Origin of the sequence: Brenneria sp. L3-3C-1 (genome assembly GCF_016456245.1) — a bacterium.
Taxonomy (GTDB): domain Bacteria; phylum Pseudomonadota; class Gammaproteobacteria; order Enterobacterales; family Enterobacteriaceae; genus Brenneria.
This window is the reverse complement of record NZ_JAEMHF010000005.1, coordinates 222,989-241,730: the sequence shown is the minus strand read 5'-3', so window position 1 is coordinate 241,730 and position 18,742 is coordinate 222,989. Positions and strand designations below refer to the sequence as shown.

Genomic DNA, 18,742 nt, shown 5'->3' with positions numbered 1-18,742 from the left:
CGCTGGCGGGAAGAATATAACCATGACAGGACACATTCTTCATTAAATGATCTGACTCCGGCAGAATTTATCCGAAGTCACCAAAAAAGACAGATCCTCTAATTGATCCTGGGTCAGGATATGGGAGGAGGTCAAAAAAGACAGATCCTCTAATTGATCCTGGGTCAGGATATGGGAGGAGGTCAAAAAAGACAGATCCTCTAATTGATCCTGGGTCAGGATATGGGAGGAGGTCAAAAAAGACAGATCCTCTAATTGATCCTGGGTCAGGATATGGGAGGAGGTCACTATGCTCAAACTATAGGGCAGATTTGTCTACGGGCTCGGGGGCACTCCAACCATATGGCAGGATTGTCTGCCGGTGTGGGGTCAGTACAACCAATCGACAAATCTGTCCGCTGCAATCATTTCGGTTTCAAAAAATAAGCCACATGATCTGGTTGACACCCTCTTGCACAACGAAAGAGCAAGGTGCATTATTTAAAATTGGTATGCATGTAAATTCATGGTGTTAAGTTCTTCACTTGGAGAAAAAATGACCACTAAGAAAGGGACTGTAAGCCAAACTCAAAAGCGAAAATCGCCAGCTAATCGCTCGATATCATCGCATCGTTTTGAACCAGCTAAGCTGGATGCATTATTCTTAGTCTTAGATGCTGTTGCGTGGTTAGATACTCCAAGCATTTCTCAAGTAGCACAATTTGCTGGGATTGATCCTCGAACAGCAGGCAAGCATTTGAAGAATGCTTGTCAAACCGGCTTAATAGATGCTGTAGGTACAGGATATGCGCTAATTCTTCCGTATCCTTATAAAGGCTCTCACGTCCAGAAAGAGGCAGTGGTAAAAGAGGCTTTGGTGCGGCTTCCATTGCTTATAGCAGTTCGCCAATTTCTTCGGTTAGGTGATAAAACTGAGTCAGCGCTCCGAAAAGCGGCTACAACTATGGGGATATCTCCTTTTGTTGCTTCTGACCTTAATCCGCTTTTAGAATGGGCTAACACTCTCGGAGCCCTTAAGCCTGATCTACTTGCCGAAGATCTGCTTGACGCCGCAACGGAAATGAAAGAACAACGTCATCATGATGAGAAAGAGCGTCGTGTTGCGTTTCTTTCGCATAGTTCCTTAGATAAACCTTTCATCAGACAACTCGCAGGCGACCTTACTGCAAATGGTATTGATGTTTGGTTAGATGAACAACGAATAAGAGTTGGAGATTCTATTCCTGAAAAAGTTGCTCAAGGTTTAGCTGGCTCAGATTTTTTCCTTATCGCAATGAGCAAACACTCAGTAGACTCTGCTTGGGTACAAAAAGAACTTAATAACGCACTTATGAATGAAGTTCAGCGTCGAAAGGTGCATATTCTTCCACTTAAATTAGATGATGCATCGATACCACCTATAATCGCTGATAAGAAATATGCAGACTTTTCAGTTTCATATAAATCTGGTTTAGATGAATTAATTAGATCTCTGAGGATGAGCGTATGAACACGACTGAGAAAAAAACAAAACAAATGCCCAAAGGTGGACGTACAGGCGGTGCAACTTTCCCAAGAATATCTTTAAGCGATGCACTCCAATACGCTAAAAAGTTGGTTAGTAAAACACATATTAGTGCTCAACCACAAGATCTTATTTTCTCTGGTGTTTTAGGCGCAAAAGGAAGTTTAGGCGAAATAAAGATATCATCATTGAGACAGTACGGGTTTCTTACGGGTGATTCAAAGACAGGTTACTCAGCTAAAGAGTTAGCAAAAAAAATATCAGCCGCACCGCAGGAAGAGCTTATTCCATTATATCAGCAAGCTATTTTACTACCGAAGATATTTAAAAAACTTTTCGATACATATCATGGAGATATGGTTACTAAAGCGAAACTAAAACAAAGGGTATCCGATTTAAGAGTTCATCCTGATCAAGCTGAACTATGTGTCGATCTCTACGTAGCAGGGATGTTACTTGCTCAATTAGTTACTGTTGATGGTGAAAGTATCAGTCACAAATCTCTTGTTGAACTCAATGAAAGCGACAAGCAACAACAGGATAAATGTGAAAAAAATGGAGAACTTGTTGAAGATCTCGTAGCAGATGGTGGAATTACAGAAGATAGAATAGATAATACGACCAATAATACGGAAACAATATCTCCCAATGGCAACGTAGAACCCTCTCAACAATTGCAGCAGGATTTATCGACTCCACGTGCAATTTTCAATGTTAATATATCTTTAGATTCCAGTTTGGATACAGAAAAATTACAGAAGCAATTAGAGCTATTAAAACGATTTGGAGCAATATAAATACATCGGCATCGCGTAGTCCTGGTTGATGATTTATGATGTTTAGATAGCACACTAGGCAGAGCACCCTCAAAATGATCTACTATTTTGCGCAGCTATCTGGTGGTATATTTTAAATTTCCATTCTAATTATTTTAAATGAATGGCATTCACGACCTGAACTGCATCTGAAAGTGGATCATCACCACTGATATTAACAATTATCTCAAACGTTTCGCGTAATGGTTCAAGTACTGTCGGATAATCATCACATATCTGGACAGCAATGCAGCCTTTATCTGTCAGACTACCAATATGGTTTATATTATTGATAATTCGTTCAGGCTTGCTTTTAAATATTAATATACTAGCTTTGACTGATGCAAGTTGAGTTAGTTTTCTTGCAGGAGCAGACAATGGGGTGGTTTTAAATCCACAAGTTCTTAGCAGGTCACTTAAATGTATGTGTAAACGGGTGACATAGGGGTCATCAAGCTCATAAGACAGCATAAATATTGGCGAGCCAGCATTTTTCCATTCGGACATCTGTATCGATTCAGGCAACAATTTTTCAGTTGGGTAGCATGCTTGAACAAATTTCTCACCATACTGATTTATCTTACTTTTTTCGACAAAACCTCTTAATTCCATTAGCTTGCGGCCATAAAAAAGCCCAGATGGTGACTGCTCTGGTGACAGCGATTTTTCAAATCTACCCGCCCCTCCGGTGGAACAAGGTTAAACTTTGAAGCAATATACGCAACACGCATTTCTTCGAGATCATTGAAGGTCATTTCGCTAAGGGAAAAACAAAAGAAACGAAGATCTATGGAGGAAAGATTCCTGAAAGCAGCATTCCAGGCAAGGGTAGCATACAGTTCAGTTTTTTCATCTTCGATGTCCTGCAAACATGCGTTTAATAATGCATGATAATCAACGGCCTCAATACATGCATCACTGAGTCCACTATCTCCGGTGGTGTTGGGTTTTAGGAGCTTCGCGTGGAAATCGACTATTCTTTTTTCCTGCCGTTCAGTTACATACCTTTTGGCTTGTTTAATGCCCAATTTTGCCAGTTCATAAGTCGTATTTCCTCTTGGAACAAAACTGAGCGCCAGATTTGCACCGATATCTGCTGTTTTAGATATTGTTGATTTGATTATTGTATTCTTCTTGTTTTTTTGTTTCGTCATTTTCTCTCCCAAAGCTATAGAGGATCTCTCAAACAAAAGGCATGTTACATAATTCGCCCCGCAAAATTCGCTTTTACATGCAGGCAAATGAGCTGAGGGGGACATGGTGACCTAAACCCATTGATTCACCCACAGTATTGTTAGTAATACCTTCATTGCACCTGACAGCCTTACAGATTATTGTACCGCTATGCCCGCTTCTCGCTCATAGCTGCCCAGGGGGGCGTTATGGGTGTTTAAATGCCAGAAGCGGACGTTACTCACAACATGATATGTTAATTAATGTGGAATAGATTAATACATTAATTCAGAAAAGGCTATAACGGTCCTGTGAGTTATCTTCTGAGTTGTAGATGAAAGTAATATTGTAAATTGATTTGTACCATATTTTAAAGGAAATATCAGAAGGTGTTTTATTCATATGCTGATGAAAATCCTGAATGGTTTGTGCGCACTCAGGTAAAGTATATGCGCCTGCACTAATTGTAAGAAGCGTATTCATTTCATCCAGGGATACAGCATCACCTTTTCGAGGATTACCATAAGCGAAACATTTTTCATTTAATCCAAAGTGATGAACGATTAATACAAGCGAAGATAAATTATCAGCGTGGATTACTTTATCGTTGATATAGTATTCTATTTTCTCAATATACCCTCTGCCAGCACCTGCATTATAGATGTAATATCCATATTCATTCTTTGCTCTATCAATAGTTGGTACTATTGTTATATAAGGTTGTACAGAAACTTCATAGTTTATTTTTTGTAAATATCCTTGATAGATTGATAAGCATAATGCACATATAGCGATAAATACACCAACTAAAGAGACTACGAAGCTACTTTTGACCATCCTGCTATCATCCATGCAAACGCTCCTTCATTAAGGGTTTATAAAATACTTAGAGCTTTGTAACATATTTTGATGTGATTATGATTGAATTTTATACTGCCGCAATGAACAGGGTAAGTGCATACTTTGTTAAAAAATGTCACAAACGGGTGAAGTGAGTGCGATTAGATTAAATTTTAGCCATACTGGTCATTACCATCTCAATAGAAACCAAATTTAGTTAGAATTGCTCTGTGTTTATCTAATTTGCTTAGTAAACATCGTTACGCGCAGTTCTGCGACATGCATAAATTGGGTTCTACACAGATATATATCTTTCTGACTATTCACAGTCGAAGCTGTATCAGACCTGAATCCTATGGCTATAAAATACACAATTCGATTCCTCGGCTGAAAATCTTTTTGCTACTCATTTCGCAAAAAGATCCCACAGCCTCCACTTTAATCAAGCAAACAAAATCTTTAGGCCCACACTTAGGCCCATAAAACAAAAGTTGAATCAGGAATAAGCCATCTAATCAAAATAATAGGGAATAAATTCAACTCCTCCAGCCCATGAAACGACAGGCAGATGCTAGTAATGGAGAAGCTTTTTGCTTTCCATCAAAGTGGTAGAGCGGCTGCCAGTATTTTACGCCATCAGGATGTACCAGTAGATCAATCGCGAAGCAATGAACAGGATGCGATAAAGGATTTAATATTTATCTTTGGTATTGGCAAGAACGCATTGCTGGATGAATCACTTTCACACAGTATTTTATTTATCTCTTCAATAGACAATAATTTAGTACTCCGGAGTGAACACTAACTATCCAAAATGTGATGGCGGATATTGTATCGGCTGGCTAATACCGCAGTATTAGTCTCTATAGGATTTTTTTAGCGCAACCCGGGCCAAACGTTGCCGGACTTCGTAACCATACGGATTTTCCGCATCAGGCGTCGTTCAATTCGAGGAATTGATGCCATGATCGTCCGATTGTCGGTTTGTGATATTTGTCGATTGACCGGATTGTACAATCTGGACTGAGATCCCTGCGGGGGATCTACTATCTAAAACAGTTAGTTAACAGAAGATCTTACTATGGAATTTCGTGATATTAAATATGTGTTAATGGTCGCAGAAGAAAAGAGTTTTTCTAACGCGGCGCAAAGGCTCTTTATTACTCAGCCGTCGTTAAGCCAATCCATCGCCCGTATCGAGGAATCACTGGGGGTAAAATTGTTTGATCGCAGCAGAAAACCCTTAATGCTGACTTTCGCCGGGAAGCAATTTCTTGAAATGGCCTACCAGATTTTAAATTATGAAAAACAACTTCACAAGAAGATGAAGGACATAGCCGATTTAAAAAATGGAAATATCACCGTTGGCATTTCTCAATTCCGGGGAAAGTACTTTTTCCCCAAAGTGCTTCCGATTTTCTATAATAAATACCCCGGCATAACAGTTTCTATTTATGAAAATAATGCATCAAAACTTGAAAGTGCTGTACTTACTGGTGATATAGATTTTTGCGTGGAAATTTTACCGGTAAAAAACAACGATCTAACCCATTCTCTTATCAATAAGGAAAGGCATTTAATCGTATTGCCCCGCGATCATCCTGTTAACAGTAAGTATAAAGTCAATAGTTCTGTTGATTCATATCCCTCAATCAATCTGGTTGATTTACAAAATGAGCCGTTTATTTATCTTCTTCCGGATTCTCAATCCAGAATCCAGCTCACAAATTTCTTTAAAAAACAAAAATTTACACCCAAACAAATCATTGAGGTCAGAAGCATGGAAACGGCCCACGCGTTAGCCGTCGCCGGCATAGGCGTTGCGTTCGTATCGGAAGTGATCATTCCTTACTGCAATCCCGAATTTCGCGGAAAATATTATATATTAAACGGCTGTGTGCCTGATCAATTGCAAGTGGGGTTTGTTTATAGAAAAAATGCTTATCTGTCTAAAGATATATTTTCTTTTTTTTCAACGGTAAAAAGTATTTACAGGTAATGCCGTTTTATCGGCCGACGGCATTAATCCTGATTTTCAGCCCCAGCCACCTGCCATCCCTGGCACCATTCATCACGATATTAATAATTTTCTTTTTTACCGAACTTATGGGCGTAGTAATAGCCGTAATACCGTGAAAATACCATGACAGTTCTGATAGAGATAGTGCTTAACTTTACGAAAATAATTATTTTTCTGGCGGTAACGGCCCCTGGAGTTGGCAAAGCCACCCTTATTACATTAATGTAAACAATACGATAAATGCCGCAATGATCGTTGGAATCATATTACGTTTACTAATTTCTATAGGATTAACGCCCGCAATTTTAGCCAGAATAATTGCCGCCGGACATACCGGTGACATTGTGCGCCCTAAAGCGGCCCCGATTTGAACCATGGATCCCATTTCGATAATACCATAGCCGAAACTCGGGGCGTGTGGTGTTACGGCTCCATTAAAAGCAAGTGCCGCCGCATTTCCCGTTCCTGATATGGCCGCTATAATAAAAGGACCAAACGCCGCCGAGAATTTGGCCAGTTGCTGCGAACTTTTCATTATATCCAGCAACTCGTCAACCAGACCAATGGCCTGCATCCCCTGAATAAACATTGCGGCGGAAGCGATAATGCCGACGACATCGCAGAAACCATCCCCCATTCCGCGGAAGAACTGCTTTGTCATCTCTTTTAAATGCCGTCGGGTAATAATAAACCCTAACGCGGTTCCCAAGATCATTGCCTGAGGCACTGTAAATTCAGGTATCAACTGAACCTGTTTACTGCCTAAAACTAAAATAACAATCGGGACGACAGGTATAAAGGAAAATAAATAATTGACCTTGTTTTTTTCAATTTCCCCATCTTTACTGACTGAAGGGCTGCTTCCCACGCCTTCTTTTTTTACATAAGCAATCACCATTAAAATCAATGCGGCGACAACAGCAGCAACTAATACCTGTCTGGAAAAGGTCGAGATAACGGTCATGACATCCACCCCAGCCATTTCAGCTACCTGAGGGTTAAACATCAGGCCGGGACTCATGACGCTCCCCCATGTTCCTAAAAACACAGCGCTGCCGGCCATTGCCGGACGAACACCTGCGGCCAGCAAAGTAGGAATTAAAAGTGTTCCTACGGCAGCAGCAACGCCAGCCGCGCTTGGTATAGCAATATTCAGGAAAAATGTGGATAAAACAGCACCGGGAATAATAATTAACGGCACTTTCTTTAACAAATTCGTCATAAAAGTAATCAGATGTTTGCTACAGCCTGTATAGTCCATTACGTAGCTGAAGCCCATGACTGTGCAAATTGTTGGCACCAGACCGGGATTGGTTAACTCTTTGACAAAGGCATTGACCGCACTGACAACATTTCCCCCGAGCAATGCCATAACTGCGCCGGAAATAATTAGCACCAATCTGGTTTCATAATTTTTTATGATAAAATAAAATGTTGCAATAATAATAAGAATACCAGCCCATATCATAATTTTATTCTCCTTAATATAATTGCATTGGTTTTTATTGTTGGCTTTACCTGGTTTTGCAAAGCGGCGGATTATTCGACGCCATGCAAAATCTCCGTGCAACGCAGGGCCATTTTTATGTGGTCAATTTTATTACTATTATACGAGAGTAAAACAGCATGGACATTCGTCAGATTATTTTATTTTTAGGCAACCTTATTTTATATCGCATTTATCGAAGTCCCATTCCCAGTCACAATATGGAGCCGTTTCTCTAACGTCATCCCGCAGCTCAACGCCAAGTCCCGGACCTTCCGGCACCATTAAGTAGCCATTCTCAATTTTAAACGGCGTAGTTATCTCTTTTTGAATATTCTCCCATTCACTTGTAATAGGACACATTTCCATTACTTCAAAATTAGGTATTGCGGCGGCCAGATGCAGACTACCGGCAAGATTAATGCTACCAGTGGCAACATGCGGAATAACATTTACATAATGACTTTCCGCAATTGCTGCGGCTTTTTTACAACCGGTAATACCCGCCATAACACAAATGTCCGGCCGAATAAAACTAACGCTTTCCTCCCGAAGCAGCATATCAACATCCTGAATGCAGAAACTGCGCTCTCCGGCACTGATCGGTGTTTTAGTTTTACGCGTTATTTCTTTCAGCGATAAATAATTTTCATAATTAATAGGATCCTCGAAGAAGAGAGGATTGCAGTCTTCTACTATCCTCAGCAGAGTAATACTTTCATGCGGCTGTAACGCACGATGAATTTCGCAACCAATATCCATATCCAGACCAACAGCTTCACGCACGGCATGAATCATATCGCTCATTGCTTTCATCTGGCGCGCGTAAGTACCGGTGGCCTCCCTGATGTTGGTTGGATTTAAGCGAATGCAGGTATATCCTTCCGCCTGTAGCTTTATCGCTGATTCAACGCTCTCCTCAATGGTTTTGCCATTCACAACGCCCCATAAACGAATTTTCTTGCGCACGGCGCCGCCTAACAGCTCATAAATAGGGGCATTATAAAACTTACCCTTGATATCCCACAAAGCAATGTCAATGGCGGAAATCGCGCTGCCGACAACCGTGCCGCCGAATTTAAACCGGTTATATAACTCGCTTCCGATATATTCTATCCGCATCGGATCCTGACCAATCAACGGTTTTGCCATGCGGGCAACAGCGCCGGCCACCGCTTCCCTGAAGCCCCAGTTCCCGCCTTCGCCTGTGCCGATAATACCTTCGTCAGTGTACACTTTTACGAATAAGCGGCGAGAGCCTGTTAAAATAGATTCAACTTTTGTGATCTTCATTCATTTTTCCTTTATGAAAATATTATCGAAATATAGAGCACTTAACATATTCGAGATATTCGCGCATAATTCAGGATTTTTTTAATGATAAATAGTGAGATAACAGCCAATAATTCCGCCGTAAATCTCTAAAAATTTCGCCTCATTGGCTATTTATTTGGACTATCGCACTCTATAAATAATAATTCAAATTGGAAATTACATATAATATTATAGGTTTTGATTATACTTCATTTTAAATAGCTATTTTGGGTTCCTTTCTTAATAGGGAGGGTCATGTAATAAACAGTTTTTATTAAGTGATATGAGTAAGGAAATTACTGGATCGGTATCAGCCGGGAATACCGACTAGCCGCCCAAATGCGATATGGCCTGGCTCCCACCAACAGCGACACAACCGGCTCCGGCCGGTTGTGTTGTTTCTACGGCCATACTCAATAAAGATGAAATTATCGATTAGGTTTAATTGATATAAACTTGGCGGATAAATCGATTATTTTATTCTCTTTGAGTATGTTCAATCGATGGATCACATCGCCCGATCGCTCAGCAGATCAACCTTACTTGTCTTGGCGATATGCTCAATGTAACTGGCGACATTCGGCCCGAAGCTAACGCCTTTAACAATGGTCAGCGAGCGGAGAACCGGGAACAGAATAAAATCGGTGGTGGAGATATCCCGTTTATTGGCCAGCAGAGGTTCAAGCTCGGCGAGTTTTTGCCGGACATCAGCGACCAATGCGGGAGTATCGGCAATGAGCGCGTCCAGATCGCCAAAGGCCTTTTCTTCCCGCAGTAAATAAGCCGAGCGCGCTTGCGGGGTAGATAGCTCTTTAAACTCAGATCGGGTGAAGCGCGGAACGGCCAGTTTGAAAACCGCCCCGGAGGCTGCCTTGCACCATTCTTCAATGACGGGATCCGCGGGTTTATCCGCCAATAACGGCGTTTTCAGGCTGTCTACATAATGAACGATATCCATACTTTCCGGCATAAAGCTGCCATCGTCTTTCTGCAAAATAGGCACGACTTTGCGTCCGACCATTCGGGTTGGGGTTTCAACGTCGCCCTCCATAATAACGGACAGTTCAAATGGCAATTCTTTCAGACCGAAAATCATTCTGGCTCTGACGCAAAACGGGCAATGCTCATAGATGAAAAGTTTCACAGTTGACTCCTGGGTGACGTAAAACGGCGGGATATTGTTTTGTCCCGCGCTTTCCAAAAGCGATGTCACCAGAGTAATACCAGCGATGGGCGTCGGTAAAGAAAATGCATCCGTCACCGGCCTCTCATTTACTGAGCCGCAGTTCGGTTCGTGAGTTGGCGATGCTGGCGAACGCCGCCGACAGATGGTTCACGTTGGAAGCATCAAAATAATAACCGCCCGCGCCGCTGGAACAGTTCTGCATCAGCGTTTTCGTCGCGTCGCTCACGCTGTCGCCCAGCACCACCGTGTAAATTTTAATGCCCTCTTGCTTCATCCTGGTACAGAGCGTGGCGGTTAACTTATTCATAGCGGCGTTATCCATTTTCTCTCCGTACGGCTGTATCGCCGTGCCGCCGCTTCTTATTTCGGCGATGGAACCCACCCGCAATGAGGTAAAATCAACGCTGTTGGCATACTTATAAGACGAAAGCAGGTGATTATCGTCGTTCAGTTTTTCGATATAAGCGCTGTAAGAGTCGTCCTCTGCTTCAGACCAGGCGCTATTACCGTCTTTTCGTACCTGATATTTGAAGTGAACGGCATACTCCACGGCAATGTCTTTTTCGCCATCGATGGTGACGCCGGCGTCAAGCTGGTTATTGCCGTCGGTCAGCAGAACCACGGCTTTATCCAGGTTGATAGCCTTATCGCGAGGCTTTTGTCCGTCTCCCCAGCCTGAGCGCCAGCCGGGTTCCAACATGCGCCATGACCAGAGCAACCCTAATGGAATAATGGTGCGCCCATCGTCAACCATGTCGCCGATTTTTTGTTCCAGCGCCGCTTTATTGTCGGTCAGAAACAGCATTTCCCGGCTAGGAGGACAATTATCATGGCGGACATTTTTTTGTATATAGTCAGGATTGAAAGCGAATTGCGGCACGATATTGCCGTTACTATCGATGTCGGCGAGAATACTGCGAGGGCCGGTAATCTGCGGTGCAAAAGCAGGAAAAATGCGATATTCCGCCACCGCCTTGCCGCCGTTTCTTTGCCTCTCATAGCGGGCTTTCAGCTGTGCGGTGGTAATTAGATGGTTATCGGGCGCGCTGAGGGTCGCGACGGTGATCAGCGGTTCAAATCGCCCCGGTAATCCCGGCTCGGCCGCAAACGTATCGCCAACATACGGTTCCACCAGGCAACCCGCCCAATTTATGTTGCTGGCGATATAAGGGGATTTTTGCGCCGACGGCGACAGCCAGTGTGCCTTATCTCTACCAACGTAGACGGTATCGGCAAACGGCACGATACCGATAGCGACATCACTGTCGCCGTTACGGCTATCTTGCAACAGCGACGCGACCAAGTTTTTCGACGCCGCTTTCAATGCATCGATTTTTTTCGGATTGCCCTGCCCCATCGAACCGGTATTATCCAGCGCCAGCACCATTTCCAGATCGCCTCTGCGGCGCACCGCTTCATTCGCCACCGATAAATTAAAGGACGTTCTCTCCATCATCCCGGTGGTCAGCAACGGAAGCGTACCGCTGGCCGACATCTGTACCAATTGTGCGCCGATTGCGCCCTGTCCGGTATTCCCCGTTGCGTAATCGATCTTCAGCGACTCAGGCGGGATCCGGCTGCCGAGAAAACCCTGCGGCATATTGCTGTGAAAATAGCCGGCGGCGTCGGCGCGCCAGCGGGTTTCATGGTCGGAACCGACCTCCGGGGTAAATTTTTCCAGATTACGTCCGGCGGAAATCGCCGCCGCATCCAGCGCATTTTGCAACTTGCCCTGCGCCAGGCTGTAGCGAATAAAATCAATCGATCCCAGCAACATAAACAAGATCACCGGAAAACAAAGCAGATAGGTCACCGTTACCGCGCCGCGCTGTTCGTGCAGGAGTTTACGAATAAATAATCGGAGTGTGGTCATGGCTGCTGCCGCCTTCATACTATTCAGACTCAATACGTAACGGGATAAAGCGCGGGCGATAAAATACCCGGCTGACGATTTGCCGTTCAGCGCCGAGCGCCCGCCAAAATGTCGAGCCAATCGCAAACGGGGTGTAGTGATAAAAGACTTCCACCACAATGGCCGCATCGCCGACCTCGGCCTGCGGGAAGCCCGCCGGCGGGGCCAACTGCGAAACCGGAACGCGGCTGTTGCCGCTGCCCTTAAAAATTTTCGACGGCCTTTCCGGTATCGTTTGCCAGACAGCCTCGCCGTTGGCCTCTTCCGCGGTATAGAAACTAATCACTAAACCGCCATTGCGTTGATAATCGAGCGGGGTCATCAAATCCGGCGCAATGGTCTGATAGGTACAAATATCATCCGCCAAACGACACCCATTGCCGTCTTTCAGTTCACGCTGCATCGACAAGCTGTTGGCCACCATAAATGCCGCGCGATCCACCACCGCCGCCGTTCGAAAATAGTGGTATAGCTCCCACGCCCCAATGATCAGAAACACCGCCAGGGGAATAATCAGCGCCGCTTCGATCGCCACCACCCCACGGCAGTTTCGCCCGACACGCCACAACGCTGCCTGCGCCACACGTTGCCGCAGATAACCACAGATATTCATCGCTCGCTGTCTCATGGTTCGTTCTGAATCAGGATCACGCGTTCAAAACGCATTTTGTTATAGCCCAGCCAGAAGAGAAATCCCGTCAGGCCGGGGCGATCAAAGCCCAGCCGATAGATCACCATATCGCCCCGCTTGCCGGCGTCACATACCGGCTGATAGTTTTCGTCGTTCAGATCGCTGAACTGATTATCTTCCCCAGGGGTGTAGATCCTGGCATCAACATATATCGCCTTTTCGCTGCTGACCCAGGTCGATAGCGTGTTTTTCATTACGCCGCGCACCGCCTGTCGACAATCCCCCTCAATACCGATGCGCCCCATCCGCGCCACCCGATTGGCGGCAATATCCAGATGCGCATCGGCCAGCATGATGAAAGCCACTTCAACGGCAATAAACACCACCGCAAACAACAACGGCGCCACCAGCGCGAACTCCAGCGCGCTAACGCCGCGCGGATTACGGCGCAACAGACGGAACAGGGTTAACGCTTTCATCGCATCACCTCATGTTCTGACGCAGGTAGTGATAGAACGCCAGATTGTCCTCTACCGCGCTGCGTGACTGGTTGCTCATCAGAATCTCTTCGGCGGCGTCATCCCGCCCCAGCATTCCATAAGCCAACGCCAGATTGTCCCGCTCCTGCGGCAGTTTGCCGGACACGCCGCTGTCGCCCAGCAAGACATTGATCGCTTCGCGGGGTTTCCCGTTCAGCGCCAGCGATAACCCCAGATTGGTGCGTAACGCGCTATCATCGGGATGCAGGCTCAACCCGCGCCGATAGGTGCTCTGCGCCCGATCGGGATCGTCGGCCAGATCGTAACTGACGCCCAGCCCGGACAAAGCCAACGGATGGTTGGGAAAATGGCTGAGAATAGACTGGAAACGGGCAATGGCCGCCGTCAGGTTGCGCTGTCGCACCAAAACCCGGGCTTGCCCCAACTGGGCGTCGATATTTTCCGGCTCCAGCCGCTGCGCGGTCGCGTACGCTTTACTGGCGGCGCCCAGTTCGCCCGATAAGAAATGAATGTCCGCCATCCCCAGCCAGGCCGAGGCATTATCGGGCTGTCGCTCGATTAAACGGCTATAGATTGGCAGCGCGACATTAAGATCCCCGCTGTGTAGCGCGCTGGCCGCGATACGCAGGTCGCTCTCCCCCATGGTCGCGTGCCGCTGGGCCGTTTTATCCGCATGCGGGGGAACCACGCAGCCCGCCAGCGAAATCAGTACACACAGCACCACGCCTATCCGATATTTATAATCCATCGCCATCATCCTTCCGGTTATATTTTTATTACGGCTGTTCGGCGAAAAAAGCCATCAACCCCAGCACCGACGGCCCTGCCGCCACAATTAATACCGTGGGCAGAATAAACAGCATCATGGGCAGCGTGATTTTCACCGCCAGCTTGGCGGCCGCTTCTTCCAGCCGCATCATGCGGGCGGTGCGTTCGGAGCGGGCCAGAATACGCAACGCCTGGGTAATCGCCGTGCCATACTGACGGGATTGCAGCAGCGTATTCACCAGCGAGTTGATGGAATCCAGCCCGGTGCGCGCGGCCAGCCGCTTGAGTACGGTTTCGGTATCGCTGCTGAGCTGCATTTCCCCGGAGGTTAAACGCAGCTCATACGCCAGCGCGGGGCAGACGATTTCAATCTCCTCGGCAACCCGCTGGATGGCGCTGTTCAGGCCCAGCCCGGCGTTGGTGCAGATCACCAACAGATCGAGCGCATCCGGTAAACTTTGCTGGATCAGACGCTGACGCCGCGCCACCAGCCGGTCGAGCAACAGGCGCGGAAATAGCGTCCCCAGATAGAGCGCCACCAGGCCGAGCGCCATACCATATAGCCGGTTGCCCTCCAGATACGGCCAGACGAAGATCGCCACCAGCGCGGCCAGCGAAAGCATCGACAACAACGATAGCGCCGCGACGACAATCAATGCCTGAGGGCCGCGGAATCCGGCGGAAACCAGTTTGCCGGCGATTTCCGTGCGCTGAGCCGCGCTGAACAGCGGCGCAAAGCGGCCGATATGCTGCAACATCCGCATCATTCGCTGAGGCAAAGCATGATACCGCCAGGACTGAACCGGCCCCTGTTGCTGGTTACGCTTGCGTAATACTTCGGCGCGCAGCCGTTCGGCCAGCCTGGCGCGGCGCCCGATGCGGGCATACAGATACAGCGCCACCCCGGCGACCGCGCACAGCAGATAGATGAGATTAAACAGATCCACTCAAACCTCCATTTTGGCAATCTTGCGAATCGACATCACGCCCAGCGCCAGCATGATGCCCGCCGTCCATAACAGATTTCGCCCGTTGGGCGTCTCAAACAGAATGCTGATGTAATCGGGGTTAAGCGCATACAGCGCGCCGCCGATAAAAAACGGCAGCAGCGCGAGGATCGTGCCGGACAAGCGCCCTTCGGCGGTCATCGCTTTGGTTTTCAGCCGCAGATCGCGCCGCGCCCGGATAATGGCGGAAAGATTATCCAGCGCTTCCACCAGCGAACCGCCGGTGTCGCGTTGCAAGGCGAGGCAAACGGCAAAAAAGGCAAAGTCAGGTAATTCGATACGCAATACCGCTTCGTCCACCACCTCCTGAATATCGTTGCCCAACAGCAGCCCGTCGCCCATTTTCAGAAATTCCGGCCCGAGCGGCGCGGCTACGTGGTCGCCGACATTGCGAATGGATTGGGTGACCGGGATCCCGGCCTGACTGGCGCGGGTGATCATATCCATCGCCTCCGGCAGTTGATCGAGAAACCGCAGTTGAAAACGCGCAACCTGTTTCTGGTAAATAAAGACGACCGCCGCCAGCGGAGCAACCAGCAACGCCAGCGGGAGGCTCCACCAGCTAACCGGGATAAAACCATAGGACAGCAGAGTGGCGGCCAGCAGGAGCACCGCCGCCGCGGCTATTGCCAGCGTCCGCTTTCCCTGCCTGCCGCCGACGGTATCCAGGCGGTTAAGATAGTATCCCAATGTTCCCATAGCCTGACGCCGACGGCGGCGGCGCGCGGCGGCCTGCGCCCGCGCCAGTTCCAGCAGGATTTTTTGCCGCGAAACGTTGGCGGATACGCCGGAGATCGTTTTCAAACGCTGCCGGATGCGCGCGCCGGCCCGCTGGCGCAGCGCGTTGCTCACGACGATAACGGCCAGACCGGCCAATACGCTGGCGGCGAAAGCCGCCATCATCACCACATCTGCCTGACTCATGGCCGCACCGCCTCCAGCAACGCGTTTTCCATGCCGTAATAGCGCGCCCGCTCGGCGAAAACCGGGCGCATGCCACTGCTGTCGAAGGTTCCCTTGACGTCATCGTCAAAGGCGCTGGCATCGTAACTGAAGTGAAACAGCTCTTGGGTGACAATCACATCCCCTTCCATTCCCGCCAGTTCGGTAATGCTGGTGACGCGCCGGGCGCCGTCACGCATGCGTTCAACCTGAACAATCAGATGCACCGCGCTGGAAATCTGCCGGCGAATGGAATACAGCGGCAGATTGCCGTTCGCCATCAGCACCATGCTTTCCAGACGGATCAGCGCATCACGCGGATTGTTGGCGTGCAGCGTGGTCATCGAACCATCATGGCCGGTATTCATCGCCTGGAGCACATCCAGCGCTTCCACGCCGCGCGTCTCCCCCAGAATGATGCGATCCGGCCGCATACGCAGCGCATTGCGAACCAGATCGCCCTGCGCCACCCGGCCGATCCCCTCCAGATTCGCCGGGCGCGTCTCCAGTCTTAAGACATGGGGCTGCTGTAGCTGTAATTCAGCCGCATCCTCAACGGTAATCACCCGCTCGGAAACAGAGATAAACCGCGACAGCGCATTGAGCAGCGTGGTTTTGCCTGAACCGGTGCCGCCGGAAATAATAATGTTGAGCCGACTGGCCGCCGCAATCTCCAGCACCCGCGCCATCGCCGGCGACAGGCAGCCTCTCGCCACCAGCCGCTGTAGCGTCAGATCCCGACGTGAAAACTTACGGATCGAGATCGAGGCGCCGTCTATCGCCAGCGGCGGTAAAATCACGTTGACGCGGCTACCGTCGGGCAGACGGGCGTCCACCATCGGGCTGCTTTCATCCACCCGCCGCCCCACCGATGATGCGATACGCTGGGCGACGCTGATGACATGCGCATTATCGCGGAACTTAAGCGGCGTCAGCTCCAGCTTGCCGAAACGCTCCACATAAATCTGATCCGGGCCGTTGACCATAATGTCGGACACCGTTTCATCCTGTAACAACGGCTCAATCGGCCCGACGCCGAACATGTCGTTGAGGATCTCCTGTCCCATCAACCGTTGCTCGGTTTGCGTCACCGGCATGTTATCCATCACCACCGTTTCGGCGATAATGGCTTCAACATCGCGCTTTACCTCCTCACGGGTACGATTGAGCGCGCTGGAGACATCAATGGTGGAAAACACGGTCTGCCGGATCCGCACATAATATTCGGAGCGCACTACCGTCGCCTCGCTCTCGGGCAGACGATACGTCGCCAGCGGATCGCGTGCGGAAGCGGCGGCGTCCGACACCGGCGCCAGCACGGCGGCCTCTTTGTGTTCCCGGCCGCGATTATTTTCCAGGGGCGGGGTCGCCACACGCGGCGCCGGCGCCGTTTCAGGCGCGGCGGTCAATTTGCGGCCGAAGCTCATGCTGACCCCTTGCTGAGTATCTTCTGCCACCATGACGCCTGCTGCCTGGCCTGTGCTTCACCGGTCAATACGCCGGTAAGCTGTTTAACGCCGCGGGCAAACTCACTGCGCTCCGGCAGCGCCTCAGCCAGATTTTCCGCCAGCGACAGCGACTGGGCGTCGTAGCCGATGTGAACCGCGATCGCCAGATCCACCGCCTTAACGAAATCGTCGATATTGACTTTATTACGGTTCAGCGGCTGTGGCTGGTTGACGATGCTGTACACGGTAGCCGGGTTGGGATGCGCTTCGATATGGCGCGCCAGCCTGACCAGCGTTCGGGCGGAGTAAACCGATCGATCCGCCACCACGCAGGCCAGACTGGCATGGGAAAACACCTCGGAAGCCAGTTCGCCGCCGCGCTGCGGCACATCCAGCACCACATAGTGGAAATGTTGGCTGAGCGTGGTCAGCAACGCGCCCAGCGCGCCTTCCGCCGGCGTATAGGCGTCCATAAAATCCAGTTCGCCGCCCAGGGCATACAGCCGATTGTCCACCGTAGACAGCGTCCGTTCCAGATACTGCGGATCCAGACGGTTCACATTGCCCATGATTTCAATCAGCGCGTTCCCGCCCGCCAGCCCCAACATCCCCATACCGGCGCCGCCATAAAAATCGAGATCGATATAGACCACGCGCCGATGCGCGCCGCCGTCGGCAAGCCCCCGGGCCAGATGCGTCGCCACGCTGGTGGTGCCGACCCCGCCGCGCGTGCCGATAACGGCGATAACTTTGCCAAGCCGCCGCTGACGTACCCTGTTGCTCTCGTCCGCTTCCAGCGCGCGACGCAATAATTCGGTTCCCAACGGCTTCACCAAATAGTCTTGCACCCCGCGTTGCAGCAGATTGCGATACAGACCGACGTCATTGCGATCCCCCACCACATAGACCCGCACCGACGGCTCGCAGGCGTTGGCCAGCCGTTCCAGCTCATCCAGCGGCCCGCTGGAACCGGAAATATCCACCATCAGGCGCTGCGGCGAGCGGCCGGTTTTTTTCAGCCAGGCGATCGCATCATCGATATCGCCGCGCTCAACCCGGCTATCGGTCAGGGTGCCGGCTTTCAGGAAACGCGTCAGTTCCTCTTTGCTGTCGGAATCATGAACAAATGCCGCGAAATTTACCGCGCGCTGCTCACCCCGCTCTTTCTCACCCAGTACGCTCATAGATCCTTATCC

Annotated in this window: 19 protein-coding genes; 5 read left to right on the top strand and 14 right to left on the bottom strand. The window is 49.0% G+C overall.

Going from position 1 to position 18,742, the window contains the following annotated elements; genetic code table 11:
• The 3 genes from JG725_RS20660 to JG725_RS12790 form a co-directional block, all read left to right on the top strand.
• Positions 1–102: integrase core domain-containing protein (locus tag JG725_RS20660; RefSeq protein ID WP_233356425.1), on the top strand; the 102-nt coding region annotated here is incomplete at its 5' end.
• 433 nt (positions 103–535) lie between these two features.
• Entirely contained in the window at positions 536–1,489 is a 954-nt protein-coding gene (locus tag JG725_RS12795; protein ID WP_199378324.1) for a toll/interleukin-1 receptor domain-containing protein, read from the top strand.
• On the top strand, positions 1,486–2,301 hold the full coding sequence (locus JG725_RS12790) for a hypothetical protein (RefSeq protein WP_199378322.1): 816 nt from the start codon (positions 1,486–1,488) through the stop codon (positions 2,299–2,301). Before JG725_RS12795 ends, JG725_RS12790 begins: the two co-directional genes overlap by 4 nt.
• Positions 2,302–2,430: 129 nt before the next feature.
• Here JG725_RS12790 and JG725_RS12785 read toward each other — a convergent pair whose 3' ends face one another.
• From JG725_RS12785 to JG725_RS12775, 3 genes are all read right to left on the bottom strand, one after another.
• Positions 2,431–2,931: a hypothetical protein gene (locus JG725_RS12785; protein WP_199378320.1), complete on the bottom strand. Its 501-nt coding sequence runs from the start codon at positions 2,929–2,931 to the stop codon at positions 2,431–2,433.
• Positions 2,931–3,473, bottom strand: coding sequence for a hypothetical protein (locus tag JG725_RS12780; RefSeq protein WP_199378318.1), 543 nt, complete (start codon positions 3,471–3,473; stop codon positions 2,931–2,933). The genes JG725_RS12785 and JG725_RS12780 overlap by 1 nt, the downstream gene beginning before the upstream one ends.
• 307 nt (positions 3,474–3,780) lie before the next feature.
• On the bottom strand, positions 3,781–4,344 hold the full coding sequence (locus JG725_RS12775; protein WP_199378316.1) for a hypothetical protein: 564 nt from the start codon (positions 4,342–4,344) through the stop codon (positions 3,781–3,783).
• A 565-nt stretch (positions 4,345–4,909) separates the two neighbouring features.
• Here JG725_RS12775 and JG725_RS12770 point away from each other — a divergent pair.
• Together JG725_RS12770 and JG725_RS12765 are read left to right on the top strand one after the other, a co-directional pair.
• Complete coding sequence (locus JG725_RS12770) at positions 4,910–5,137, top strand: hypothetical protein (protein WP_199378314.1); 228 nt, start codon at positions 4,910–4,912, stop codon at positions 5,135–5,137.
• A gap of 276 nt (positions 5,138–5,413) precedes the next feature.
• Positions 5,414–6,331: a LysR family transcriptional regulator gene (locus tag JG725_RS12765; RefSeq protein WP_199378312.1), complete on the top strand. Its 918-nt coding sequence runs from the start codon at positions 5,414–5,416 to the stop codon at positions 6,329–6,331.
• 235 nt (positions 6,332–6,566) lie between these two features.
• Here JG725_RS12765 and dcuC read toward each other — a convergent pair whose 3' ends face one another.
• The 11 genes from dcuC to JG725_RS12710 form a co-directional block, all read right to left on the bottom strand.
• Positions 6,567–7,820: a C4-dicarboxylate transporter DcuC gene (gene dcuC, locus JG725_RS12760; protein WP_199378310.1), complete on the bottom strand. Its 1,254-nt coding sequence runs from the start codon at positions 7,818–7,820 to the stop codon at positions 6,567–6,569.
• Between the two features lie 195 nt (positions 7,821–8,015).
• The gene (locus tag JG725_RS12755) at positions 8,016–9,131 is read right to left on the bottom strand and encodes a mandelate racemase/muconate lactonizing enzyme family protein (RefSeq protein ID WP_199378308.1); all 1,116 of its coding nucleotides are present in this window, start codon (positions 9,129–9,131) and stop codon (positions 8,016–8,018) included.
• A gap of 529 nt (positions 9,132–9,660) precedes the next feature.
• Positions 9,661–10,296 (bottom strand): glutaredoxin 2, encoded by a 636-nt coding sequence (gene grxB / locus JG725_RS12750; RefSeq protein WP_199378305.1) that lies wholly within the window; start codon positions 10,294–10,296, stop codon positions 9,661–9,663.
• Between the two features lie 124 nt (positions 10,297–10,420).
• The gene (locus JG725_RS12745) at positions 10,421–12,211 is read right to left on the bottom strand and encodes a pilus assembly protein (protein WP_199378304.1); all 1,791 of its coding nucleotides are present in this window, start codon (positions 12,209–12,211) and stop codon (positions 10,421–10,423) included.
• Between the two features lie 19 nt (positions 12,212–12,230).
• The gene (locus tag JG725_RS12740; RefSeq protein WP_199378302.1) at positions 12,231–12,878 is read right to left on the bottom strand and encodes a TadE/TadG family type IV pilus assembly protein; all 648 of its coding nucleotides are present in this window, start codon (positions 12,876–12,878) and stop codon (positions 12,231–12,233) included.
• Positions 12,875–13,360, bottom strand: coding sequence for a TadE/TadG family type IV pilus assembly protein (locus JG725_RS12735; RefSeq protein WP_199378299.1), 486 nt, complete (start codon positions 13,358–13,360; stop codon positions 12,875–12,877). The genes JG725_RS12740 and JG725_RS12735 overlap by 4 nt, the downstream gene beginning before the upstream one ends.
• Before the next feature lie 4 nt (positions 13,361–13,364).
• The gene (locus JG725_RS12730) at positions 13,365–14,129 is read right to left on the bottom strand and encodes a lipopolysaccharide assembly protein LapB (protein WP_199378297.1); all 765 of its coding nucleotides are present in this window, start codon (positions 14,127–14,129) and stop codon (positions 13,365–13,367) included.
• A gap of 28 nt (positions 14,130–14,157) precedes the next feature.
• Positions 14,158–15,096 (bottom strand): type II secretion system F family protein, encoded by a 939-nt coding sequence (locus JG725_RS12725; protein WP_199378295.1) that lies wholly within the window; start codon positions 15,094–15,096, stop codon positions 14,158–14,160.
• On the bottom strand, positions 15,097–16,080 hold the full coding sequence (locus tag JG725_RS12720; RefSeq protein WP_199378293.1) for a type II secretion system F family protein: 984 nt from the start codon (positions 16,078–16,080) through the stop codon (positions 15,097–15,099).
• Positions 16,077–17,558, bottom strand: coding sequence for a CpaF family protein (locus tag JG725_RS12715; RefSeq protein WP_370541737.1), 1,482 nt, complete (start codon positions 17,556–17,558; stop codon positions 16,077–16,079). The genes JG725_RS12720 and JG725_RS12715 overlap by 4 nt, the downstream gene beginning before the upstream one ends.
• The gene (locus JG725_RS12710) at positions 17,522–18,730 is read right to left on the bottom strand and encodes an AAA family ATPase (RefSeq protein ID WP_199378291.1); all 1,209 of its coding nucleotides are present in this window, start codon (positions 18,728–18,730) and stop codon (positions 17,522–17,524) included. Before JG725_RS12710 ends, JG725_RS12715 begins: the two co-directional genes overlap by 37 nt.
• Positions 18,731–18,742 lie beyond the last annotated feature (12 nt).